This is a genomic window from Paracidovorax konjaci (assembly GCF_900112675.1).
In the GTDB taxonomy this organism is placed as follows: domain Bacteria; phylum Pseudomonadota; class Gammaproteobacteria; order Burkholderiales; family Burkholderiaceae_C; genus Paracidovorax; species Paracidovorax konjaci.
This window is the reverse complement of sequence record NZ_FOMQ01000006.1, coordinates 300,620-322,005: the sequence shown is the minus strand read 5'-3', so window position 1 is coordinate 322,005 and position 21,386 is coordinate 300,620. Positions and strand designations below refer to the sequence as shown.

Below are 21,386 nucleotides of genomic sequence, written 5' to 3'. Positions count from 1 at the left end.
CGCAAAAACAACGAGCCGACAGTATGGGCGGCCCGGCCCGGGGGTCCGTGTAGGCCGGGGGCGCTGACGGGTCAGGCGCGCGTCAGAGCGAGTAGCCCAGCATCATGGCCACGCCGGCTTCCTTGTTGGGGCGGCTGAAGCTCTCGCGCGTGAGGCGGCCCACCGGGATCGTGATCTGCCCGGTGGCGAACCACTTCTTGTAGAACTGGTCGATCTCGCGGCTCGCGTAGAGCTTGCCCAGGGCCTTGTCGACCACGCCCATGAGCGCCGTATCGTTCTTGCGCATCATGATGGCGTAGGGCTCGACGGAGAGTGCGAAGTTGCCGAGCACGAGGGCGTCCTGCGCCTTGTTGCGGGCCACCAGCCCGAGCAGCAGCGAATCGTCCTGCGCGAAGGCCTTCACCGTGCCGGCCCGCAGCGCCTTGAAGGCCTCGTCGTTGTTCTCGAACACCTTCACGGTGGCCTTCACTTCGCTCACGGTGAGCTGGGTGAGCAGCTTCTCGGAGGTGGATCCCTTGCTCACGGCCACCGTCATGCCTGCCAGGTCCTGCACCGTCTCGGCCTTGGTGCCCTTGGGCACCAGCACGCGGATGCCCGCCACGAACATCGTCGGGCCGAAGGCCACGCGGTCCTGCCGGGCCTTGGTGTTGGTGGTGGAGCCGCATTCGAGGTCGATCTCGCCCGATTCGAGCTTCGGTATGCGCTCGGAAGCGCTCACCGTGCGGTACTTGACGTCCAGCTCCTTGAGCTTGAGCGTGCTCTTGATCTCTTCGACGGCCGCAAGGCACAGGTCGACCGAATAGCCCGCAGGCTTGCCGGCATTCTGCGCATCCACGAACGAGAACGGCCAGGCCGACTCGCGCACCCCGAGGGTGATCGTGTGCGTCTGCTGGATGCGGGCCAGCGTGTCGGCAGGCGCCTGGGCCAGCACAGGGGTGGAGAGGGCGGCGAAGGCCGTGGCGAGCGCCAGCAGCCGGAAGGAACGGCGGATCATGGGGGCAACCGGGAGGTGTAGGTAGGGTGGGGAAGTGAGGCAATCACCGTGCCAGGAGGGAAGGCCGGGCATGTGACGGGCCGGTTCATAGCCACTTGGCGATGAGGCCCGCGGCGGCGCTGAGCAGCAGGGTGCTGCCCAGCGGCAGGTTCCATTCGCGCCCGAAAAAGCGGAAATGGAAGTCGCCCGGCAGGCGCCCCACACCCAGGCGCTGCAGGAACGGCGCGAGCCCCTGGATCAGCAGCAGGGCCAGGACAACGACGATCAGCCAGCGCAACATGCCGCGAGTGTAGGTGCAGACCCCTCTTTTCCCATACCCCCACGGGGCCGTGGGCCGCCCCGTCCCGGCGTGCATTCCGCGTGCGGGAACGCCAGGGCCGCTCCACGGTGCGGATTCCGTGCGAAGCATCCTGCACCCTTCGGTCCCGGAGGGCCCGGTGCCCCGGGACCCGGTGGAGCCCCGCTCAGACCGCGAAGCGCAGCCGGCCGTCGCCCACGAAAGGCGCCCAGGGCGCCCTCACGTCGCTGCCCGCGGCCCCGGCCGCCTCGCGCTGCTGCGCATGTGCGCCCAGGAACGCCGTGATGCCGTCGCGGTCGAGCGGCCGGCTGAAGTAGTAACCCTGCACCCCATCGCATTCGAGGTGGTGCAGGTACTGGAGCTGCTCGCCCTCCTCCACCCCCTCGGCCACCACCGCCAGCCCCAGCCGCCGAGCCATCCCGACGATGGCGCCCAGGATCACCTGCACGCTATGGTCGTGTTCCACGCCCTGGATGAACGTGCGGTCGATCTTGATCTTGTCCACCGGCAGGCGGCTGAGCAGGCTCAGCGAGGAATAGCCGGTACCGAAATCGTCGATGGAGAACCGTACCCCGCGCTCGCGGCAGCCGTGCATGAAGGCCAGCACCACATCGGGGTGCCGCATCATCGTGCTTTCGGTGATCTCCCATTCCAGGCAATGCGCGGGCACGCCGCTGGCGTCCACCAGAGACAGGAAGCGCGCGAGGAAATTCTGCTCCTGCAGCTGCCGCAGCGAAAGATTCAAGGCCACGGGCACCCACGACTGGCCGAGGGCCTTCCAGTGAAGGATGTCGCGGCAGGCCTGCGCGATGATCCACCGACCCAGCGGCTGGATCAGCCGCGACCTCTCCATGGCGGGGATGAACGCCGCCGGGGGCACCAGGCCGCGCTGGGGATGCTGCCAGCGGATCAGCGCTTCCACGCCGCCCACACGGCCGTTGCGCAGGTCGATCTGCGGCTGGTAGTGCAGCACGAACTGCCCCGTCTCCAGCGCGTGGCGCAATTCGTTTTCGAGCGCATAGGGGTGCTCGATGCGGCTCGCCATGCCGGCATCGAAGAAGCGGTGGCCGCGCCCGGACTCCTTGGCGTGGTACATGGCGGCATCCGCGTTGCGCGTGAGCGCCATGCGGTCCGCGCCGTCTTCCGGGTACACGCTGATGCCGATGCTCGCCTGCACGGAAAGCAGCTCGCCTTCGATCTCGAACGGCTCGTCGACCAGACGCCCCACCTTCTGCGCCACATGGGCGGCCGCCGCACGCCCCGCGCCGGGCAGGACGATGATGAACTCGTCCCCGCCCAGGCGACCGACGGTGTCGCTCTCCCGCACGCCCTGCTGCAGGCGCTGCGCCAGCTGGCGCAGCAGCAGGTCGCCCATCGCATGACCGAGCGAATCGTTGATGTGCTTGAAGTCGTTCAAATCGACGAACAGCACGGCCACATGTCCCCGCACGAGCCGGGCCTGGGCGATGGACTGGTCGATGCGCTGCTGCACCAGCACGCGGTTGGGCAGATCGGTCAGTGCGTCGTAGTGCGCCAGGCGGTGAATCTGGCGCTGCGAGCGCACGCGCGCCGTGATGTCGAGCAGCGTCACCACCACTTCGCGCACGCGGCCCGTCCACTCCAGGTCCGGGAAGGCATTGACGATGACCCAGGCCGGCTCCTCGCCGGGCGCGCGGCGCATGCCCAGCGTCTGGTTCTCCAGCACGCGGCGCTCGCGCACCACCACGGTCGGCGGCCAGGCATCGGCCGGCAGCGGCGCTCCGTCCTCGTCCAGCCACAGGCTGTGCAGGCTGCCGGGCTCCTGCGCGGCCAGCACCTGCGCGGACCGCCCCAGCAGGGCCTCGGCCTGCCGGTTGGCATAGCCGATGCGGCCATCGGCCGTGTAGACCAGCACACCGGCATTGATGTGGTCGAGCAGAAAGCGGTGCTTGGCTTCGCTGTTGCGCAGCGTTTCCTCGGCGCCGATCAGCTCGGTGATGTCGTTCCAGGAACCGACGATCTCCTCGTTGCCGTCCGCACCCACGCGCCGCGCGCGCTCGCGGATCCACTTCCAGCTGCCGTCCGCGCAGCGCATGCGGTACTTGCGCAGCAGCAGATCGCCGGGCGCCAGTGCACGGCGTTCGGCCACGATGTCGTCCCGGTCCTCCGGATGGAGATGGGCCATCCAGAAATCCGGCTGGGCCAGGAAGGCCGAGGGCGCATGCCCCAGGAGTTCGGTGACGGTGGCCGACACGAAGGCCAGCGCGAACATGCCGCCCGGTCGGCAGACGAACAGCGTGACGGGCGCCTGCGCCAGCAGATCGGCCAGCGGCCGCAGGCCGACCTCGTCAGGCAGAGGAGGTGCCATGGATGTCAACGCTGCACGCCCCAGCGGCGCACGGTCAGCCGCTCCAGCGTGTGGAAGCCCAGGCTTTCGACCAGCAGGCCGATGATGATGACCAGCGCCAGACCGGCGAACACCTTGTCGGTGTAGAGCTCATTGCGGTTCTGGAAGATGTACCAGCCCAGCCCGCCCTTGCCCGAGGACGCGCCGAACACCAGCTCCGCCGCGATGAGCGTGCGCCACGCGAAGGCCCACCCGATCTTCAGCCCCGACAGGATGGACGGCAGCGCGGCCGGCACCAGGATCTGCAGCACGTAGCGGATGCCCGTGAGCCCGTAGTTGCGCCCGGCCATGCGCAGGGTCTCCGGCACGGCCTGGAAGCCGGCGTAGGTGTTCAGCGCCAGCGGCCACAGCACGGAATGGATCAGCACGAAGACCAGGCTCCCCTGCCCCAGCCCGAACCACAACAGCGCCAGCGGCAACAGCGCGATGGCCGGCAGTGGATTGAACATGGAGGTGAGCGTGGAGAGCAAATCGCGGCCGAACTGCGTGGACACGGCCAGCGTGGTCAGCACGAAGGCGCCCGCGATGCCGGCGATGTAGCCCTTCAGCAGCACGGACAGCGAGATGGCCGTCTTCGCCAGCAGCTCTCCCGACGCCAGGCCTTCGCCGAGCGCACGCGCGGTCTGCAGGAAAGTGGGCAGCAGCAGGTCGTTGTCCTGCCAGCGGGCCAGCGCCTCCCACAGCAGGGCCAGCACGGCCAGGATGGCGAAGCGGCGCACGGTGCCCACCTGCCACGCGCGCGCCGTCCAGGGCAGCGCCTGTTCGGGGGCGAAGCCGGTGAGCGGCGGCAGAGTGTGCTCGACGTCGGGGCGCACGGGCGGCACGCGAGGCGCAGGCAGGGCGGTTGCAGGCAGGGCGGTTGCAGGCACGGCGGAGGCAGAGGGTAGGCTCATATGGCGATCCGGAAAGGCAAGGCGGCAGCGGGGCGCTGCGCCAACGCGGCGGCATCGGCCGCGACGGAGCCAGGCGCGCCGGGCGCACTGCCATCCGCGGCGGGCTCGTCGAACAGCAGCCGGTGGATGCGCTGGGCGGTGGACTGGAATTCCGCCCCGCCCAGGCTGTGCAGCCCGAACTGGTGGCTGTTGATCTCCGCGCGCAGCCGGCCCGGATGGGGCGACAGAATGGCCACGCGGTTGCCCACCACGAGCGCCTCTTCGATGGAATGGGTGACGAAGATCAGCGTGAAGCGGAACTCGTCCCAAAGCGCCAGCAGCTCCTCCTGCATGCGCCGGCGGGTGAGCGCGTCGAGGGCGGCGAACGGCTCGTCCATCAGCAGCACGCGCGGCTGCATGGCCAGCGCCCTCGCAATGGCCACGCGCTGTTTCATACCGCCCGAGAGCTGGTGCGGATGCACGTCGGCGAAAGGCGCCAGCCCCACCTTGTCCAGATACAGGGCCGCGCGCTCGGCGGCCTCGGCGCGGCCCACGCGGCGCGAGGCGAGCAGCGGGAACATCACGTTCTCGCGCACCGTCTTCCAGGGCGGCAGTTGGTCGAACTCCTGGAACACGACCACGCGATCGGGCCCCGGCCGGGTGACGGCACGGCCATCCAGCAGGATGCGCCCCTCGGTCGGAGGGATGAACCCGGCGATGGATTTGAGCAGCGTGGACTTGCCGCAGCCCGATGCACCCAGCAGCACCAGCCGGTCGGCCTCGTGCACGTCGAAACCCACGCGGTGCGTGGCGCGCACGGAGCGCTGCGGTGTGCGGTAGTCGATGCTCACGCCATCCACGCGCAGCAGCGGCGGCGGCACGAAGGCCGCGCCGGGAGCACGCGGCACGGCCGGTGCGGCTGCGGCTGGATCGCCGCGGCCCGGGTTGCCCCACAACGCCTCGCCGCCGGTTTCCTCGTCCACGCGGTCCAGCAGCACGCTGGCCATCGGGCCGAGCCGCAGGGTCAGGTCTCCGTTGCGTGCCATGGTCAGCTCCCCGCCCCGCCGTGCGCCTCGGGGAAGAAATAGTCCTTCCACGAAGCAGCCGGATGCTGCAGGACACCCAGGTGGTGCAACTCCCGCGCATACACGAAGGTGCGGTGCGGCACGATGGTGAAATCATTTTCCGGGTCGTCCAGAATCCTGCGGACGAAATCCGGCGACAGTTTGGACTGCTGCACCCGGATGAAGGTCTCTGCGGCCTGCGCCTTGTTGGCACGGATCCATTGCGCCGCCTCGTCCAGCGCGCGATAGAACGCCTGGTAGGTCTTGGGGTTCCCGTCGTGGAACTTGCGCGTGGTGTAGAGCACGTTGAACGTCGCCGGCCCGCCCAGGATGTCGTACGAGCTGATCACCTTGTGCACCGCGGGGTTGGCCTGCAGCGCCTGGTAGTAGAACGGCGCGCTGGAGAAATGCGTGTTCACCTCGGTGCCGCCCGAGATCAGCGCGGCCGTGGCATCCGGATGCGGCATGCTGACCGAGAGGGCGTCGAAGCGCTTGAACTCCGCGCGCCCGAACACCTTGGCCGTCTCGATCTGCAGGGTGCGCGACTGGAAGCCCACCCCGGCCGCCGGCACGGCGATGCGATCCCTGGGCCCCAGGTCCTTGAGCGTCTTCACGGCCGGATTCGTCGTGATGAGGTAGTTGGGCAGCGAGCCCAGCGCGGCCACGGCCTTCACGTCCTGCTTCCCGCGGGTGCGGTCCCACAGCGTGAGCAGCGGCGGCACGCCGGCCGACACCACGTCGATGGCGCCGGCAAGAAGCGCTTCATTCATGGCCGTGGCACCCGAGATGCTGGCCCACTCGACGGCCACGGGCTGGCCCAGCGCCTGCGCATGCTTTTCGATCAGTTGCTGATCGCGCACCACGTCGAGGATCAGGTAGGCGATACCGAACTGCTGCGCGATGCGGATACGCCCCTCGGCATGGGCGAGCGGCGCCTGGACGAATGCGGCCGCCGCGGCGAGCGCCGCGACGGCGCGGCGCAGCCGCGGGCCGCGCGGGGAAGTGGCAGTGGGGAGGGACGGCATGGCGTGGGCAGGCAGGTGGAGAACGCGATCAGCTGCCGCGCGCGGTCAACGCATCGTCGAAGAAGTAGTCCTTGAGGGACTCCGGCTTGTTCTTGATCGCACCCACGCGGTGCAGGAACTGGCCCAGCCCCAGCGTGTTCTCGGGCTGCACCTTGAACTGCACTTCGGGGTTCTTGATGATCTGCAGCAGCAGGGCGCGATCGGTCTTCGCGCCCGTCACCTTGAGGTAGAAGTCGGCCGCCTTCTCGGGCTGTGCGGTGACGAATTGCGCCGCCTCGTTCAACCCGTCGACGAACGCCTTGTAGGTCTTGGGGCTTTCGTTCCTGAACTTCTCGGTGGCGTAGAGCACCGTGGCCGACGAAGGGCCGCCCAGCACGTCGTAGGACCTGAGCACGATGCGCGCATTGGGGTTGCCGGCCAACTCCTGCTCCTGGAACGGCGGGTTGCCGAAATGGCCGGTGATCTCGGTACCGCCCTTGATGATGGCCGCCGCCGCATCGGGGTGCGGAACGGCGACCTGGATCTTGTCGAGCCGGTTGAATTCCTTGTCGCCCCACAGCTTGGCGGATGCGAACTGCAGCACGCGCGATTGCACCGAGACACCCACGGCCGGCAACGCGATGCGGTCCTTGTCGGTGAAGTCGGCGATGGTCTTCACCGCCGGGTTGTTGCTGACCAGGTAGTACGGGAAGTTGCCGAGCGAAGCCACGCCCTTCACGTTCTGGCGGCCCCGGGTGCGGTCCCACAGCGTGAAGAGCGGGCCCACGCCGGCACCGGCGATGTCGATGTTGCCCGACAGCAGCGCATCGTTCACGGCGGACCCGCCTGACAACTGCAGGTACTCGACCTGGATGTCCACGCCCGCGGCCTTGCCGTGCTTCTCGATCAGTTTCTGTTCCTGCGCCACGTTGAGCAGCAGGTAGACGATGCCGAACTGCTGAGCGATGCGCAGCCGGCCCTCCTCGGCCCGCGCCATGCCCGGCAGGGCCCACCCTGCTGCGAGCAGGCCGGTGGCCGTGGCCAGCGAGGCAGCCTTTCGCAGCAGGGAGCGGCGCAGGAAAGGGATGGCGGTGGCGTGGACAGAGCGCGGCATGGGCGGGGGCTTTCGGGAAAGTTCGGGAAAGGTGACGTGGGGCTGGAGGCGGCCGGACGCGGGCAGCGGCACGGCGAATGGCTGGGCGGGGAGCAGGCTGCGGACCCGCCCCTTTTCAGAGCGGCAGATCGCCCTCGACGGTGGTGCGGTAGAGCTTGCGGCGCTGCGTATCGGGCGTGCCGGCGGCCAGGTGCTGCACCGAACGGTTGTCCCAGAAGACCAGATCATGCGGCCGCCAGGCATGGCGGTAGACGAACTCCGGCCGCACGCTGGCGGCGAACAGCTCCTGCAGCAACTGCTGGCTCTCGTCCTCGGGCAGGTCGACGATGCGGGTGGTGAAGTGCTCGTTCACGAAGAGCGCGCGGCGGCCGGTCTCCGGATGGGTGCGCACGACAGGGTGCACGGCAGGCGCCACCTCGGCGATCTGCGCGGGAGTGAGTTTGGGCCGCCAGGGGCTGCGCGCGCGCAGTTCCTCGTATTTGGCAAGGTAGCTGTGCTCGGCGCGCAGCGGCGCGATGTTCTTCTTCAGTGCTTCGGGCAGCGCGTCATAGGCGGCATGCTGGTCGGCAAACAGCGTATCCCCCCCTTCGGAAGGCAGCTCCTGCGCGTGCAGCAGCGACCCCAGGCTCGGGCGCTCCTTGTAGGAGAGGTCGGAGTGCCAGAAGTGGCCCGCATCTCCCAGGCCCACGGGCTCGCCGTCCGCGTTCTTGATGTTCGACACGATGAGGATTTCAGGATGGCCCGCGAGCTGGAAGTTCTTCAGCACATGGATCTGCAGCGGTCCGAAGCGGCGGCTGAACTCCACATGCTGGTGCGGCGTGATGCGCTGGTCCCGGAAAACGACCACATGGTGCTCCAGGTGCGCGCGGTGCAGCCGCGCGAAGTCGGCATCGCCCAAGGGCCGCGACAAATCCAGCCCCAGCACCTCCGCGCCCAGCGCGGCACCGGGCAAGGGACGAATCTCGAAATCTTGCAGGGGCACTGCGGCGGGGGACAGGACTGCGGACATGGCGAGGGATCTCCGGGTGGCTGGCGCCGGGCTCGCCCATCGGGCCGCAGACGCGTGAGATCGCACTCTATGCAGCACGCTTCATACCGGGAACGAATGATTTTTCAGTTGTTAACTACGAAAACAGCTAAAAGCGGCTGGCAAGACGCAGCGAGGCGGTTCTGGCCAGACGTCGCTCGCAGGCAGTACGGGCAGTGCGACAAGACGCGGCAACAACGCCAGAAGAGTTTTGTCAGCTCGCTCCGAGCAACGCTTTTCCGCGCGCTTCGGATATTTGCCGCATGTGCTTGTGCACACACGTTCTTCGCGCATGCATGGCCGGAAAACGCGCTTCCCGCCGCAGGCACGGACTTCCAGAATCCGCCGGACATTCCCCTCTTCTGGAGACTTCCGTGAGCCTTGCTTCCGACGATTCGATTGACACCTCCTTCGGCGATCTGCGCATCCGCCGCGTGGCCGGCGCGCTCGGGGGCGAGGTGCAGGACCTGCAGTTGTCCGAGAGCCTGGACGACACCACGGTCGCCCACCTCACCGCCGCGCTGGTGCGCCACAAGGTACTGTTCTTCCGCGGCCAGGACCATCTGGACGATGCCCGCCACCAGGCATTCGGCGAGCGCCTGGGCAGGACGGTGGCCCACCCGACGGTGCCGGCACGCGAGGGCACGCGCATCTTCGAGCTGGACGCGTCCAAGGGCGGCGGACGGGCCGATTCGTGGCACACCGACGTGACCTTTCTCGATGCCTTCCCCAAATACGGCATCCTGCGCGCCGTCACGGTGCCGGCCTATGGGGGCGACACGGTCTGGGCCAATACGGCAGCGGCGTATGCCCGCCTGCCAGAAGATCTGAAACGCCTGGCCGACAGCCTCTGGGCCGTGCACAGCAACAACTACGACTACGGCGCCGACCGCCTGGTGGTGGAGGAATCGCGCCTCAGCCACCACCGCGATGTCTTCGCCTCGGCGGTCTACGAGGCCGAACACCCGCTGGTGCACGTGCACCCGGTGTCGGGCGAACGGGCACTGCTGCTGGGCCACTTCATCCAGCGCATCCAGGGTTTTTCCAGCACCGAATCGGCACGCCTTTTCGAGTTGCTGCAGAACCGCGTCACGCGGCTGGAGAACACCGTGCGCTGGAGCTGGCGCCAGAACGACGTGGCCATCTGGGACAACCGCGCCACGCAGCACATCGCCATCAACGACTACGGGCAGCAACCCCGCGTGGTGCGCCGCGTCACCGTGCACGGCGACGCGGCCGTGGCGGTCGACGGGCGGCGCAGCCGCACCCGCCGCCGGCCCGAGGCGACGAACGACGCGCACATCGACACGCTCATCGCCACCACGGCCTGACGCCTTTACTCTCCCGCTCCACCGCTCCAACGACTGCCTCCGCACCCATGACGCAACGCCGCCACCTTCTGCAAGCCGCCACCGGCATCGGTGCTTCCCTGCTGCTGCCGGGCCTGGCCTCCGCCCAGGCGGGGGGCGCCCGCAGGTTCCAGGGTGTCACGCTGAACGTGTCCACCTTCAGCGCCGCCTACCCCAAGCTGCTGCAGCAGTGGCTGCCCGAGTTCGAGGCGCAGACGGGCGCCAAGGTCAACTTCGACGCGCCGTCCTTCCCCGTCTACAACCAGCGCGCGGACCTGGAGCTGTCCACCAAGGGCTCGGCCTACGACGTGGTGAACGTGACGTTCATCTACTCCAGCCGCTGGATCAACTCCGGCTGGCTCACACCCCTGGACGAATTCATCGCCAACCCGCAGCTCACCGCGGCCGACTGGGACGTGAACGATTTCCTGGGCGGCGCGCGCGCCCCCGAAACCGGCCGCGACGGCAAGCTCTACGGCATTCCGTGGACGGCCGAGGCGCTGCTGTCGGTGTCGTCGCGCTTCGATCTCGTGCAGCAGGCGGGGCTGGAGTTTCCCGATACCACCGACGACCTGGTCAAGGTGCTGCGCGCCGTGAACAAGAAGGAACGCGTGGCCGGCTTCGTGTCCGACAGCCACTACGGCTGGACTTTCGTGCCCTACCTGCATGCCTTCGGCGGCGATGTGTTCCGCAAGGCGCCCGACGACCTCTTTCCCACGCTGGACACGCCCGAGGCCATTGCCGCAGCCGACTACTACGCCCAGCTGATCCGCGAGTTCGGCCCTGATGGCGCCGTGACCTACCAGCCGGACCAGGTCACGCAGGCGCTGAAGCTCGGGCGCGTCAACTTCTCCGACGCGGGCCAGTTGCACCTCGCCCAGCTGGGCGATGCGGCCACCAGCAAGACCTTGAAGACGGTGAAGTTCGGCTTCGTCCCCAAGGGCCCGGCCGGGCGCTTTCCGGGCACCGCCGTGCACGGGCTGGGCATTCCTGCCGGCTCGCGCAACAAGGAAGCCGCGTGGGCATTCATCCAGTGGGCGCTGTCCAAGCAGACCACGCGGCGCGCCGTGGCGGCCGGCTATGGCTCGCCCTCGCGGCGATCCGACATCGATTCGGCGGAATTCCGCAGCCGCCAGCGCATCAACGGCAGCGACCTCGCGCAGTTGTCGCTCGACACCATCACCCAGGCGGAGCGCACGGGCCACATGAAGTACCGCACCGTGTCGGTCTACCCGCAGGTGGACCAGCAGCTCAACAAGGCCATCGCGCTCATCGCCACAGGCCAGGCCAACGCGCGGCAGGCGATGCAGCAGGCGCAGGCGCAGTCCATCGCCGAGCTGCGCCGCGCAGGCCAGAAGATCTGAGCCACCCATGGCCGATGCCACCGTGCTCGCCCCGCCCGCATCGCAAGGTTGGCAGGCCACCCGGCGCCGCGCCTTCGCGCTCGGGCTGGCGCCGTCGCTCATCGTGCTGCTGGCGATCACCCTGGTGCCCGCAGCGGCCCTGCTGGTGGCCAGCTTCACGCCGCTGAGCCTGACCGACCCGGCAGGCACCTTCCACTTCCGCGACCCGCTGGGCAACTACCGGCACCTGCTGGAGGACGCGCGCTTCCTCGGCTCCATCGCCACGCAGCTGAAACTGTCGGCTGCCAGCGTGGCGCTGCAGCTGGCCGTGGGGCTGGGCCTGGCGCTGCTGCTCAACGGGCCGTCGCGCGTGCTGGGCGCGGCGCGGGGCGGGTTCCTCATCCCGATGGTGCTGCCGCCCATCGTCGTGGCGCTGATCTGGAAGATCATGTTCACGCCCGACGTGAGCCCGCTGCACCGGGCGCTCGATGCGGTCGGCTGGCCGGTGCGCTCGGTCATCGCCAACCCCGACACCGCCCTCTGGGCCATCGCCTTCGCCGATACCTGGCAGTGGTTTCCGTTCACCATGCTCATGGTGCTGGCCGCGCTGCAGATGATGCCCGCCGACCCGATCGAAGCCGCCAGCCTGGACGGCGCCGACCGCTGGCAGCTCTTTCGCTACATCGTGTTCCCGCACATCCGCCCCGTGCTGGTGGTGTGCGGCCTCTTCCGGCTCATCGACAGCTTCAAGGCCTTCCCGCTGATCTTCGTGCTGACCGACGGCGGGCCGGGCACGGTGACCGAGGTCACCAACTACTACGGCTTCATCCAGGCCTTCAACTTCTCCTACTGGGGCTACGCCAGCGCGATTGCCATGGTGATCCTGGCAGGCGTTTTCACGCTGAGCTGGCTGGTGGGGCGACTGGGATGGAACGATCATGACAAGCGCTGACGCCGCACTGCCCGCCCGCACCCTGGAGGCCGCCCCCGCGGCACACCATCGCGCGCCGCGCCGGCCTTCCTTCGTGCGGCGCCATGGGCGCGCCATCGCCGCACTGGCGCTGCTGGCGGTGGTGATGTTCCCGTTCCTCTGGCTGGTGCACCTGGCCTTCAAGCCGGCGGCCGACCTGTTCGAGGACAGCCTGCTGTTCACCCCCACGCTGGACGGCTTCCGCGCGCTGCTGCAGGGCAACTTCCTGCGCTCGTTCCTCAACAGCCTGGCGGTGAGCACGCTCTCCACCGGCCTGTCGCTCGCCATCGGCGTGCCGGCGGCCTATGCACTCACGCGCTGGCGCTTTCCGGGCCGCAGGCACGTGGCGCTGTGGATCCTGGTGACGCGCATGGCGCCGCCCATCGCGTTCACCATTCCGTTCTTCCTGGCCTACCGGTGGCTGGGGCTGCAGGACACCATCCTCGGCCTGGCGCTGGTCTATCTCACCTTCAACCTCGCCATCGTCATCTGGCTCATGCAGACCTTCTTCGAGGCCGTGCCCACGGCGCTGGAAGAGGCCGCCTACATCGACGGCTGCGGCGTGTGGCAGGCGTTCTGGCGCATCACGCTGCCGCTGGCCGCGCCGGGCGTGGCCGCCACGGCGGTGCTCTGCTTCATCTTCGCGTGGAACGACTTCTTCTACGCCCTCATCCTCACCCGCACGCAGGCGGTGACGGCCCCGGTGGCCATCGTCAACTTCCTGCAGTACGAGGGCTGGGAGTGGTCCAAGATCGCCGCCGCCGGAACGCTGGTGATGCTGCCGGTGGTGGTGTTCACCGTGCTCGTGCGCAAGTACCTCGTGCGCGGCCTCACGGCCGGCGGTGTCAAGGACTGAACCCTTTTCCCCCCAAAGAACCATGGCCGCCCTCACCCTGCACCAGATCACCAAGCACTACGGCGACACCCCGGTCATCCACGGCGTGGACATCGGCATCCAGGACGGCGAGTTCGTCGCGCTGGTCGGCCCGTCGGGCTGCGGAAAATCCACGCTGCTGCGCATGATCGCGGGCCTGGAGGCGGTGACCGGCGGCGAGATCCGCCTGGGCGGCCGCACCATCAACGACACGCCGCCGCGCGAGCGCAACATCGCCATGGTGTTCCAGAACTACGCGCTGTACCCGCACATGACCGTGGCCGAGAACCTGGGCTTCGCGCTCAAGCTGCAGGGCCAGCCGAAAGACGCCATCCAGCGCCGCGTGGGCGAGGTGGCGGACATCCTGGGCCTGGGCCCGCTGCTCTCGCGCACCCCGCGCCAGCTCTCCGGCGGCCAGCGCCAGCGCGTGGCCATGGGCCGCGCCATCGTGCGCCAGCCCGATGCCTTCCTCTTCGACGAGCCGCTCTCCAACCTGGACGCCCAGCTGCGCGTGCAGGTGCGCACCGAGATCAAGGCGTTGCACCAGCGGCTGGGCACCACCACCGTCTACGTGACCCACGACCAGGTCGAGGCCATGACGCTGGCCGACCGCATCGTGGTGCTGAAGGACGGCCGCGTGGAACAGGCCGGCTCGCCCCTGGAGCTGTACGACCGCCCGCACAACGCCTTCGTGGCCGGCTTCATCGGCTCGCCATCGATGAACTTCATCCCCGGCCGGCTGGAGCTGGAAGGCGGCCCCCGTGTCGTGACCGACGACGGGCTGCACCTGCCGCTGGTGCAGCCCCCGCGCGCACGCCAGGGCGACCGCGTGCTGTACGGCACCCGGCCCGAGCACTTCGCGCTGGCGGACGGCCAGGACGGCGCGCTGCCCGCCCGCGTGGTGGTGGTGGAACCCACCGGCGCCGAAACCCAGGTGGCGCTGTCGGTGGGCGGCAGCGGCGGCAGCAACGGGCACGGTGTGCTGGCCGCTTTCCGCGACCGCATCGCGGTGCGGCCCGGCGAGGCGCTGTGGCTGCGGCCGCAGGCGGCGCAGGCGCACCTGTTCGACGCGGCGAGCGGCGCCCGGTTGAACTGACGCAAAGGCAGCTACAGCCGGTGCGTGCGGTCCCCGCGCGCGAAGCCCATGGGCGCCCAGGCCTCGGGGCCCGTGCCCACGGCCAGCACCTTGAAAAGCTCGCCCATTTCGTGCTCCATCATCAGCTTGGCCGCCTGGGCCCGCTCTGCCTGGGGCAGCGGCTCCAGCAGCGACAACAGGCCGCAGTTGATGAGGAAGTGCGCCTGCGTGGTGTAGCCCAGCACCTGCAGGCCGGCCTCCTGCGCCGCCAGCGCCATGGCGGTGAAGTTCACGTGGGCGGTGATGTCCTTGGCCCCCACGTCCGCCAGCGGATCGGAATCGACCTGGTGGGCCCGGTGGCAGACCAGGGTGCCCATGTGGCGCTGCGGGTGGTAGTACTCCGCCTCGGGAAAGCCGTAGTCGATGAGGAAGGCGGCGCCGCGTGCCAGGCGCTGCGCCAGCATGCGCAGGAAGCCTTCGCCCTGCGCATGGATCTCGGTCAGGTAGTCCTGCGGGCCTTCGGGCTCCACCGGCGGGCGCAGCAGGGTGGGACGGTCGGCCCACCCGAATTGCGGAGCCTCCCCGGTGGATGCCGGCCGGGCCACCACCACGCCGCGCTCGTGCCACACGCCGTCCGCGGCACCGCCATGGCGGGCCAGCAGTTGCACGGGCATCGCATCCAGCACCTCGTTGCCCACCACCACGCCCTCGAAGCGCTCCGGCAGGGACTGGGCCCACTGCACGCGCGCCCCCCATGGGGCGAGCCGTTCCCGCTGGCGTTCGCGCAGGCTGCCGGACAGATCCACGATGGTGTAGCGCCGCACGCGGTCGCCCAGGGCTTCGAGCAGTTGCGCGGCCAGTGCGCCCGAGCCCGCGCCGAATTCCCACACGTCGTGCGTGCCGGTCACGTCCAGGGCCTCGGCCACCTGCCGCGCCAGTGCACGGCCAAAGACCGGCGAGAGCTCCGGGGCCGTCACGAAGTCGCTGCCCGATTGCGGGAGGGTGCCGAATTTCGGCGATGCATTGGCGTAGTAGCCAAGGCCGGGTGCATAGAGCGCCCATTCCATGAACCGGTCGAAACCGACCCATCCTCCGGCGCCGGCGATGCCGTCCGCCACCTGCTGCGCCAGGGCGCTCGATAAACTGGGGTGCTGTTCTGTCGTCGTCACCGCCCGATTGTCCCCCATGCCCCTTCCCGCCCCTCCCCGCACCGTGCTGGTCACCGGCGCCGCCCGGCGCCTTGGCCGCGAAATCGCCCTGGCACTCGCCGCAGCGGGCTGGCAGGTGGCCGTGCACTACCGCGGCTCGCGCGAAGACGCTATGAAAACAGTAGCAGATTGTTCAATGTTTACGGCGGCATGCGCGGCATTCGATGCCGATTTCCAGGACGAGGCCGCCGTACGGGGCCTGCTGCCGCGCGTGGCGGCGCACTTCGGTTCGGTGGATGCGGTGGTGAACAGCGCCTCGCTCTTCGAGCACGACGACGCGGCCAGCTTCGGCTTCGCGGCGCTCGAGAGGCACCTGCGCAGCAACACGGCCGCGCCCATCCTGCTCGCGCAGGCGCTGCATGCGCACCTCGCCTCGCGCAGCGACGGTCCCGATGGCGGCGGCAGCACGGTGGGGCCGGAGCCCCAGGGCGCCGTCGTGAACCTGCTGGACCAGAAGCTCTGGAACCCGAACCCCGACTTCCTCAGCTACACGCTGTCGAAGGCAGCGCTGGAATCGGCCACCACCCTGCTCGCCCAGGCGCTCGCGCCGCGCGTGCGCGTGGTGGGCGTGGCGCCAGGACTCACGCTCACGAGCCACATGCTCTCGGACGAGAAATTCCGCGAACTCCACAGGCAGAGTCCCCTGGGCCGTTCCTCCACTCCGGAGGACGTGGCGGCCACCGTGCGTTTCGCGCTGGAGAACCGCTCGATCACGGGCACGACCTTGCTCGTGGACGGCGGCCAGCACCTCATGCGGTTCGAGCGCGATTTCTCGCTCATGTAGGGCGCCGTCGCCGCGCCCCCTCCACCCCTTTTCCCCCTTACGTTCTTTTCCCTGCCCGATGCAAATGCACCACGACGGCGGCCTCCAGATCCTCACGCTCACCGGTTTGCGCTTCGACGCCAACCTGGGCATCCTCGACCATGAGAAGGCCGCGCCCCAGCCCATCCAGGTCGATGCCGAACTCAACCAGGGCCGCCAGCCGCTGCTGCCGCATGACGACGACATCGGCCACGTGCTCGACTACCGCAAAGTGCGCCAGATCATCATCGACGAATGCACGGCCGAGCACGTGAACCTGCTCGAGAGCCTGATCGGCAAGCTCACCCGGCGGCTGATGCAGCTGCCCGGCGTGATCGGCGTGCGCGTGAAAATCGCCAAGCTGGAGATCTTCAGCGACTGCGAGGTGGCGATCCGGATGGAATGCGGGGAGTGGTGAGGCGTGCCCTGGAGACTGGACAGGCCGCCCGCCGATGGTGCCGTGGCGCAATCAGCAGCCCGGATGGCACGCCGTGCGAGCCCGCCGCCGAAACCGGGCGCCTACACTGCCTTCCCATGCCCGGCTGAGCAGATCGCCGGAGAAGGACAGCGATTGGAGACCCGATGACGAGCAACAAGACCTTTTTGCTGTCCATGGGCTGGCAGACCCTCCTGAAGGATTTCGGCCTCCGGCCCGACCATGTGCTGCGCCGCGCAGGGCTGCCGGAAGACCTGCTGACGCGCGCGGAGCACGGCCTGCGCACCGACGAGTATTTCCGCTTCTGGCGCGGTCTGGAAGCAGAAGCCGCCGATCCGTTGTTCCCCTTGCGCATCGTCGAGACGGTATCTGCCGAGTCGTTCGATCCGCCGCTCTTCGCGGCCCTGTGCAGTGCCCACCTCATGCAGGCCGTGCAGCGCCTCGCGAAGTACAAGCAGCTCATGGCGCCGGTGCGTCTGGACGTGTCCGTCGGAGCCGGGGGCGAGCTTTCCGTGTCCCCCCAGTGGCTGCAGGCGCGCAACGATGTCCCGTATTCGCTGCAGGTGGCCGAAATCGCCTTCTTCCTGCGGTTGGCGCGGCTTGCCACGCGGGAGCCCGTCCAGGCCCTGCGCGTGGCCCTGCCGCAATTGCCGCCCGCATCCTGCGCAAAGCGGTACGAGGACTTCTTCGGCGTGCCGGTGCAGCAGGCGCCTGCGCCCTGCATCGCATTCAGCGCGGCCGACGCCCTGCGCCCGTTCCTCACGGTGAATGAAAGCATGTGGCACGTCTTCGAACCCGTATTGCGCCGCCGGCTGAGCGAACTCGATGCCACGGCGAGCACCGCGGAGCGCGTGCGCGCCCTGCTGCTGGAAATGCTGCCCGGCAACGCCGCCACCATCGACAGCGTCGCCGGCCGGCTGGCATTGAGCCGGCGCACGCTGCAGCGCCGGCTGGAAAGCGAAGGAGAGAGCTTCCGCACGCTGGTCAATAGCACGCGCGAGGGCCTGGCGCGGCATTACCTGGAAAACACCACGATCTCCGGGGGGGAGATCGCCTTCCTGCTGGGCTTTGAAGACCCCAACTCCTTTTACCGGGCCTTTCAGGACTGGACCGGTCAGACCCCCGACAGCGCGCGGCATGCCATGCGCCTGAATTGACGGGGCTTTCGCCGCAATGGCGCATTTCGCCTGGACGGTGGCACCCATTGCCAGAGCCCTGGCGCCCTTCGCTCCCTACAGTAAAGGCCAGCCCGGACGGGTCTGTCACCCAGCACCGTCCGCCGCTCCCACCCACCACTGAAGGACCATTCCATGAACGCCAAGACCGCTCTCGTGACAGGCGCGTCATCGGGCATCGGCGAAGCCGCCGCGCTCAAACTGAAAGCCCTCGGCTACACCGTGTACGCCGCCGCACGCCGCACCGACCGGATGCGCCACCTGGCGAATGCCGGCATCCACGTCCTCGCGATGGACGTGACCGACGACGAATCGATGCAGGCCGGCATCCAACGGATCGTCGCCCTTTCGGGCCGGATCGACGTCCTGGTCAACAACGCGGGATATGGCTCGTATGGGGCCGTGGAGGATGTGTCCCTCGATGAAGCCCGGGCCCAGTTCGACGTCAATGTGTTCGGCGCCGCGCGCCTCATCCAGCTGGTACTGCCGCACATGCGCAGGCAGGCCTCGGGCACCATCGTCAACATCACCTCGATGGGCGGCAAGATCCACACGCCGCTGGGTGCCTGGTACCACGGCACCAAGTTCGCGCTGGAGGCGATCAGCGACTGCCTGCGCATGGAGGTGGAGCCCTTCGGCATCGATGTGGTGGTGATCGAGCCGGGCGGCATCAAGACCGAATGGGCCGGCATCGCAGCCGACAAGCTGCGTGCCGTCTCCGGCCACGGACCCTATGCCGCCCAGGCCCGGGCCATGGCACAGTCGATGGACGGCGAGGCCAGCCGCAAGCGCCAGTCGCCGCCCGAATTGATCGCGGAGACCATCGCGCGGGCCGTCACTGCCCGCCGTCCGAAAACACGCTATGCCGCCGGGTTCGGCGCCAAGCCCATAATTTTCCTGCGCGGCTGGATGTCCGACCGCGTCTTCGACGGCTTCATGCGCATGGCCACCGGCATGTCGCGCCAAAAATCCTGAAAGGTGCGGACCGGCGGGGCGCCGCATCAGCAGCAGCGCCCGATCCGCCCCTTGCCGCCGTACCGCGCGTCATGCCGCTCGCGGAAGAATTCGGCATAGCTCATGACCGGTTCCCCGGGATGCGTGCGTTCCTGGTGGGTCAGGTAGGTATCGTAGTCGGGCAGGCCCACCATGAGGCGCAGCGACTGCGCGAGGTAGCGACCGCCCGTGGCGACGGCCTGCACGGCCCCGCGGGCGGCCTGCAGCGGGCGGCCTGCGCGGCTGCCGCCGTCGCCATCGGTGACCGCTTCCTTCACCGCGCGCCCTCCGGCAGCGCCTCGAACGGCGTTTCCTGCGCCGTGGGGCGGTTCGCCGCGCGGGCCTGCAGGCAGGCGCGCACGCTGTAGGCCAGCACGCTCAGCACCACGAAGATGAACAGCGCGCACAGGCCGGCGTTGATGCGGTCGTTGAGGACGATGCGCGACATGGCTTCGGCCGTCTTGGCGGGTGCGATCACCGTGCCCTGGGCCAGGCCCTCGGCGTATTTCGCGGCGTGCGACAGGAAGCCGATCTTCGGGTCGGCCGAGAAGATCTTCTGCCAGCCGGCCGTGAGCGTGCAGGCCAGCAGCCAGGCGGCCGGGGCGATGGTGACCCAGGCGAAGCGCTCGCGCTTCATGCGGAACAGCACCACGGTGCCCAGCATCAGCGCCACGGCGGCGAGCATCTGGTTGGAGATGCCGAAGAGCGGCCACAGCGTGTTGATGCCGCCCAGCGGATCGACCACGCCCTGGTAGAGGAAGTAGCCCCACGCCCCCACGCAAAGCGCCGTCGCGATCAGGTTGGCGGGCAGCGAATCGGTGCGCTTGAGCGCGGGCACGAAGCTGCCCAGCAGGTCCTGCAGCATGAAGCGGCCCGCGCGCGTTCCGGCATCGACCGCGGTGAGGATGAAGAGTGCCTCGAACAGGATCGCGAAGTGGTACCAGAAGGCCATCATGGCCGGCCCGCCCACCACCTGGTGGAGGATGTGGGCCATGCCGACGGCCAGCGTCGGCGCGCCGCCGGCGCGGCCCAGGATGGTGGATTCGCCCACGTCCCTGGCGGTCTGCACCAGCATCTCGGGGGTGACCACGAAGCCCCAGGTGGAGAGCGTCTGGGCCACGGCTTCGGGCGTGGTGCCCACGAGGGCCGCCGGGCTGTTCATCGCGAAGTAGATCCCGGGATTGATGCACGAGGCCGCCACCAGCGCCATCACCGCCACGAACGATTCGGCCAGCATGCCGCCGTAGCCGATGTAGCGCGCGTGGGTTTCGTTCTCCAGCATCTTGGGCGTGGTGCCCGAGGAGATCAGCGCGTGGAAGCCCGACACCGCGCCGCAGGCGATGGTGATGAAGAGGAACGGGAACAGGCTGCCCGACCACACCGGGCCGTTGCCCTGCGCGAATTGCGTGATGGGTGGCATCTCCAGCGTGGGCGCCACGAACACGATGCCGACGGCCAGCGCCACGATGGTGCCGATCTTCAGGAAGGTGGAGAGGTAGTCGCGCGGCGCGAGCAGCAGCCACACCGGCAGCGATGCGGCCACGAAGCCGTAGCCGATCAGCATCCAGGTGAGCGTGGTGCCCGAGAAGGTGAAGGCCGGACCCCAGGTGGGGTGCGCGGCCACGGCCTGCCCGCCGAAGATGGCGGCCATCAGCAGCACGAAGCCGATGATGGACACCTCGGCGATGCGCCCGGGTCGCAGGAACCGCAGGTACACGCCCATGAAGAGCGCCACCGGGATGGTGGCCGCCACGGTGAATGCGCCCCAGGGCGATTCGGCCAGGGCCTTCACCACGATCAGGGCCAGCACCGCCAGGATGATGATCATGATCATGAAGGTGCCGAAGAGCGCGATCAGGCCCGGCACGGTGCCCATCTCCTGCTTGACGAGATCGCCCAGCGAGCGGCCGTCGCGCCGCGTGGAGATGAACAGCACGATGAAATCCTGCACCGCACCGGCGAACACCACGCCCGCCAGCAGCCACAGCAGCCCCGGCACGTAGCCCATCTGCGCGGCCAGCACCGGCCCCACCAGCGGCCCCGCGCCCGCGATGGCGGCGAAGTGGTGGCCGAAGAGCACGTGCTTGTTGGTGGGCACGTAGTCCAGCCCGTCGTTGTGGCGCCACGCGGGGGTGGAGCGCCGGGCATCGAGCCCCAGCACCCGCTGGGCGATGAACAGGCTGTAGTACCGGTAGGCGATGAGGTACACGCAGACCGCCGCGACGACGATCCAGAGCGCGCTGATGGCCTCGCCGCGGCTGAGCGCGACGGTGCCGAGCGCCCAGGCACCGAGCAGGGCGATGCAGAACCACACGAGGTGGCGGCGGATGATGGACATGGTTTTTTGTCTCCTGGCTGGATGCATGGTCGCCCCCAGGGCCCGGGGGTGGGCCAGTATCCCG

The 21,386-nt window shown here is 68.9% G+C and carries 20 protein-coding genes; 9 read left to right on the top strand and 11 right to left on the bottom strand.

What is annotated here, in order from left to right; all coding sequences use genetic code 11:
- Positions 1–82: 82 nt before the first annotated feature.
- From BM144_RS11830 to BM144_RS11795, 8 genes are all read right to left on the bottom strand, one after another.
- Positions 83–994 carry an amino acid ABC transporter substrate-binding protein gene (locus BM144_RS11830; RefSeq protein ID WP_092952407.1) on the bottom strand — a complete coding sequence of 304 codons (912 nt, stop codon included), beginning with the start codon at positions 992–994 and terminating at the stop codon, positions 83–85.
- Positions 995–1,079: 85 nt separating this feature from the next.
- Positions 1,080–1,274 carry a DUF2905 domain-containing protein gene (locus tag BM144_RS11825; protein WP_092952405.1) on the bottom strand — a complete coding sequence of 65 codons (195 nt, stop codon included), beginning with the start codon at positions 1,272–1,274 and terminating at the stop codon, positions 1,080–1,082.
- Between the two features lie 184 nt (positions 1,275–1,458).
- Positions 1,459–3,639, bottom strand: coding sequence for a putative bifunctional diguanylate cyclase/phosphodiesterase (locus BM144_RS11820; protein ID WP_092952403.1), 2,181 nt, complete (start codon positions 3,637–3,639; stop codon positions 1,459–1,461).
- Positions 3,640–3,644: 5 nt separating this feature from the next.
- The gene (locus BM144_RS11815; RefSeq protein WP_245783633.1) at positions 3,645–4,571 is read right to left on the bottom strand and encodes an ABC transporter permease; all 927 of its coding nucleotides are present in this window, start codon (positions 4,569–4,571) and stop codon (positions 3,645–3,647) included.
- Entirely contained in the window at positions 4,568–5,596 is a 1,029-nt protein-coding gene (locus tag BM144_RS11810) for an ABC transporter ATP-binding protein (protein WP_245783632.1), read from the bottom strand. Before BM144_RS11810 ends, BM144_RS11815 begins: the two co-directional genes overlap by 4 nt.
- 2 nt (positions 5,597–5,598) lie before the next feature.
- Positions 5,599–6,639, bottom strand: coding sequence for an ABC transporter substrate-binding protein (locus tag BM144_RS11805; RefSeq protein ID WP_092952401.1), 1,041 nt, complete (start codon positions 6,637–6,639; stop codon positions 5,599–5,601).
- A gap of 28 nt (positions 6,640–6,667) precedes the next feature.
- Positions 6,668–7,732 (bottom strand): ABC transporter substrate-binding protein, encoded by a 1,065-nt coding sequence (locus BM144_RS11800; RefSeq protein ID WP_092952399.1) that lies wholly within the window; start codon positions 7,730–7,732, stop codon positions 6,668–6,670.
- A gap of 115 nt (positions 7,733–7,847) precedes the next feature.
- On the bottom strand, positions 7,848–8,741 hold the full coding sequence (locus BM144_RS11795) for a TauD/TfdA dioxygenase family protein (RefSeq protein ID WP_092952397.1): 894 nt from the start codon (positions 8,739–8,741) through the stop codon (positions 7,848–7,850).
- A 392-nt stretch (positions 8,742–9,133) separates the two neighbouring features.
- On the opposite strand from BM144_RS11795, the gene BM144_RS11790 reads away from it, so the two are divergent.
- The 5 genes from BM144_RS11790 to BM144_RS11770 are packed head-to-tail and all read left to right on the top strand — an operon-like array spanning position 9,134 to position 14,391.
- Positions 9,134–10,090: a TauD/TfdA dioxygenase family protein gene (locus BM144_RS11790; protein ID WP_092952395.1), complete on the top strand. Its 957-nt coding sequence runs from the start codon at positions 9,134–9,136 to the stop codon at positions 10,088–10,090.
- A 47-nt stretch (positions 10,091–10,137) separates the two neighbouring features.
- On the top strand, positions 10,138–11,472 hold the full coding sequence (locus BM144_RS11785; protein ID WP_092952393.1) for an ABC transporter substrate-binding protein: 1,335 nt from the start codon (positions 10,138–10,140) through the stop codon (positions 11,470–11,472).
- Positions 11,473–11,479: 7 nt separating this feature from the next.
- Complete coding sequence (locus tag BM144_RS11780; protein WP_092952391.1) at positions 11,480–12,403, top strand: carbohydrate ABC transporter permease; 924 nt, start codon at positions 11,480–11,482, stop codon at positions 12,401–12,403.
- Positions 12,390–13,277 carry a carbohydrate ABC transporter permease gene (locus BM144_RS11775; RefSeq protein ID WP_092952389.1) on the top strand — a complete coding sequence of 296 codons (888 nt, stop codon included), beginning with the start codon at positions 12,390–12,392 and terminating at the stop codon, positions 13,275–13,277. The genes BM144_RS11780 and BM144_RS11775 overlap by 14 nt, the downstream gene beginning before the upstream one ends.
- Before the next feature lie 22 nt (positions 13,278–13,299).
- Positions 13,300–14,391, top strand: coding sequence for an ABC transporter ATP-binding protein (locus BM144_RS11770; RefSeq protein WP_092952387.1), 1,092 nt, complete (start codon positions 13,300–13,302; stop codon positions 14,389–14,391).
- An 11-nt stretch (positions 14,392–14,402) separates the two neighbouring features.
- Here BM144_RS11770 and BM144_RS11765 read toward each other — a convergent pair whose 3' ends face one another.
- Positions 14,403–15,557 (bottom strand): class I SAM-dependent methyltransferase, encoded by a 1,155-nt coding sequence (locus tag BM144_RS11765; RefSeq protein ID WP_092952385.1) that lies wholly within the window; start codon positions 15,555–15,557, stop codon positions 14,403–14,405.
- Here BM144_RS11765 and BM144_RS11760 point away from each other — a divergent pair.
- From BM144_RS11760 to BM144_RS11745, 4 genes are all read left to right on the top strand, one after another.
- Positions 15,556–16,362: an SDR family oxidoreductase gene (locus BM144_RS11760; RefSeq protein WP_092952383.1), complete on the top strand. Its 807-nt coding sequence runs from the start codon at positions 15,556–15,558 to the stop codon at positions 16,360–16,362. The two genes, BM144_RS11765 and BM144_RS11760, sit on opposite strands and share 2 nt — an antisense overlap.
- A gap of 64 nt (positions 16,363–16,426) precedes the next feature.
- Positions 16,427–16,798, top strand: a complete 372-nt coding sequence (locus BM144_RS11755) for a dihydroneopterin aldolase (protein WP_092952381.1) — start codon at positions 16,427–16,429, stop codon at positions 16,796–16,798.
- A gap of 164 nt (positions 16,799–16,962) precedes the next feature.
- Positions 16,963–17,973 carry an AraC family transcriptional regulator gene (locus tag BM144_RS11750; RefSeq protein WP_092952379.1) on the top strand — a complete coding sequence of 337 codons (1,011 nt, stop codon included), beginning with the start codon at positions 16,963–16,965 and terminating at the stop codon, positions 17,971–17,973.
- Positions 17,974–18,126: 153 nt separating this feature from the next.
- A complete protein-coding gene (locus tag BM144_RS11745; RefSeq protein ID WP_092952377.1) occupies positions 18,127–18,966 on the top strand; it encodes an oxidoreductase in 840 nt (279 codons plus the stop codon).
- 26 nt (positions 18,967–18,992) lie between these two features.
- Here the strand turns inward: BM144_RS11745 and BM144_RS23425 are convergent, their stop codons facing one another.
- Together BM144_RS23425 and BM144_RS11735 are read right to left on the bottom strand one after the other, a co-directional pair.
- On the bottom strand, positions 18,993–19,190 hold the full coding sequence (locus BM144_RS23425; RefSeq protein ID WP_281246087.1) for a YbdD/YjiX family protein: 198 nt from the start codon (positions 19,188–19,190) through the stop codon (positions 18,993–18,995).
- Between the two features lie 68 nt (positions 19,191–19,258).
- The gene (locus tag BM144_RS11735; protein ID WP_092952373.1) at positions 19,259–21,322 is read right to left on the bottom strand and encodes a carbon starvation CstA family protein; all 2,064 of its coding nucleotides are present in this window, start codon (positions 21,320–21,322) and stop codon (positions 19,259–19,261) included.
- Between the last annotated feature and the right edge of the window lie 64 nt (positions 21,323–21,386).

What these genes read in the sequence shown, in the direction of transcription:
- BM144_RS11830 (WP_092952407.1), bottom strand. Translation starts at nt 994, where the DNA reads ATGATCCGCCGTTCCTTCCGGCTGCTGGCGCTCGCCACGGCCTTCGCC.
- BM144_RS11825 (WP_092952405.1), bottom strand. Translation starts at nt 1,274, where the DNA reads ATGTTGCGCTGGCTGATCGTCGTTGTCCTGGCCCTGCTGCTGATCCAG.
- BM144_RS11820 (WP_092952403.1), bottom strand. Translation starts at nt 3,639, where the DNA reads ATGGCACCTCCTCTGCCTGACGAGGTCGGCCTGCGGCCGCTGGCCGAT.
- BM144_RS11815 (WP_245783633.1), bottom strand. Translation starts at nt 4,571, where the DNA reads ATGAGCCTACCCTCTGCCTCCGCCGTGCCTGCAACCGCCCTGCCTGCA.
- BM144_RS11810 (WP_245783632.1), bottom strand. Translation starts at nt 5,596, where the DNA reads ATGGCACGCAACGGAGACCTGACCCTGCGGCTCGGCCCGATGGCCAGC.
- BM144_RS11805 (WP_092952401.1), bottom strand. Translation starts at nt 6,639, where the DNA reads ATGCCGTCCCTCCCCACTGCCACTTCCCCGCGCGGCCCGCGGCTGCGC.
- BM144_RS11800 (WP_092952399.1), bottom strand. Translation starts at nt 7,732, where the DNA reads ATGCCGCGCTCTGTCCACGCCACCGCCATCCCTTTCCTGCGCCGCTCC.
- BM144_RS11795 (WP_092952397.1), bottom strand. Translation starts at nt 8,741, where the DNA reads ATGTCCGCAGTCCTGTCCCCCGCCGCAGTGCCCCTGCAAGATTTCGAG.
- BM144_RS11785 (WP_092952393.1), top strand. Translation starts at nt 10,138, where the DNA reads ATGACGCAACGCCGCCACCTTCTGCAAGCCGCCACCGGCATCGGTGCT.
- BM144_RS11780 (WP_092952391.1), top strand. Translation starts at nt 11,480, where the DNA reads ATGGCCGATGCCACCGTGCTCGCCCCGCCCGCATCGCAAGGTTGGCAG.
- BM144_RS11775 (WP_092952389.1), top strand. Translation starts at nt 12,390, where the DNA reads ATGACAAGCGCTGACGCCGCACTGCCCGCCCGCACCCTGGAGGCCGCC.
- BM144_RS11770 (WP_092952387.1), top strand. Translation starts at nt 13,300, where the DNA reads ATGGCCGCCCTCACCCTGCACCAGATCACCAAGCACTACGGCGACACC.
- BM144_RS11760 (WP_092952383.1), top strand. Translation starts at nt 15,556, where the DNA reads ATGCCCCTTCCCGCCCCTCCCCGCACCGTGCTGGTCACCGGCGCCGCC.
- BM144_RS11765 (WP_092952385.1), bottom strand. Translation starts at nt 15,557, where the DNA reads ATGGGGGACAATCGGGCGGTGACGACGACAGAACAGCACCCCAGTTTA.
- BM144_RS11755 (WP_092952381.1), top strand. Translation starts at nt 16,427, where the DNA reads ATGCACCACGACGGCGGCCTCCAGATCCTCACGCTCACCGGTTTGCGC.
- BM144_RS11750 (WP_092952379.1), top strand. Translation starts at nt 16,963, where the DNA reads ATGACGAGCAACAAGACCTTTTTGCTGTCCATGGGCTGGCAGACCCTC.
- BM144_RS11745 (WP_092952377.1), top strand. Translation starts at nt 18,127, where the DNA reads ATGAACGCCAAGACCGCTCTCGTGACAGGCGCGTCATCGGGCATCGGC.
- BM144_RS11735 (WP_092952373.1), bottom strand. Translation starts at nt 21,322, where the DNA reads ATGTCCATCATCCGCCGCCACCTCGTGTGGTTCTGCATCGCCCTGCTC.